4 tRNA genes are annotated in these 691 nt (G+C 47.5%); all 4 read left to right on the top strand.

Annotated features, from left to right (window positions below):
- The first annotated feature begins 2 nt into the window (after positions 1 to 2).
- The 4 genes from A3774_RS16000 (at position 3) to A3774_RS15985 (ending at position 691) form a co-directional block, all read left to right on the top strand.
- Positions 3 to 78 (top strand) — tRNA-Glu (locus A3774_RS16000).
- Between the two features lie 17 nt (positions 79 to 95).
- Positions 96 to 170: transfer RNA gene (locus tag A3774_RS15995), tRNA-Gly, on the top strand.
- A gap of 353 nt (positions 171 to 523) precedes the next feature.
- Positions 524 to 599, top strand: a tRNA-Glu gene (locus tag A3774_RS15990).
- A 17-nt stretch (positions 600 to 616) separates the two neighbouring features.
- Positions 617 to 691 (top strand) — tRNA-Gly (locus A3774_RS15985).

Here is a 691-nt window from a genome sequence, read left to right as displayed (position 1 = left end):
GCGTCCCATTCGTCTAGAGGTCTAGGACACCGCCCTTTCACGGCGGTAACAGGGGTTCGAACCCCCTATGGGACGCCATTCTCTTTGAAGGTTTTGCGGGAATAGCTCAGTGGTAGAGCACAACCTTGCCAAGGTTGGGGTCGCGAGTTCGAACCTCGTTTCCCGCTCCATCTTCTACTATCCCGTTTATTCTATCAGCTGGCTTATGTTGGTTTTTTTTTATCCCTCCGATAACTGTTTATTAAGCTGCCTTCCTTCACTGAAAATCTACCTTATTAGTACTTGTGTGGCCAAAAAATGATGTGTATTGGGTGTAAAGCTGTCATGAGTTTGCCTTGTTGGAAGTTCTTTAATATTACCAATGGGTTAGGGTGAAAACAGCGTTAGGGCTGTTTGCTGTATTTGCAACCCATGGATAGAAAACAAAGTGTTCTTTTTTCTTAAAAATAGGGTTGACCCCTAAGAATCAGTTCTTTAATATACGCGCCTCCTTACAAGGCAACACGTCTTGCAAGGATGTAGCGTCCCATTCGTCTAGAGGTCTAGGACACCGCCCTTTCACGGCGGTAACAGGGGTTCGAACCCCCTATGGGACGCCATTCTCTTTGAAGGTTTTGCGGGAATAGCTCAGTGGTAGAGCACAACCTTGCCAAGGTTGGGGTCGCGAGTTCGAACCTCGTTTCCCGCTCCA

Origin of the sequence: Neptuniibacter marinus (assembly GCF_001597725.1) — a bacterium.
Lineage (GTDB): Bacteria > Pseudomonadota > Gammaproteobacteria > Pseudomonadales > Balneatricaceae > Neptuniibacter > Neptuniibacter marinus.
This window is presented reverse-complemented; position numbering and strand designations above follow the sequence as displayed.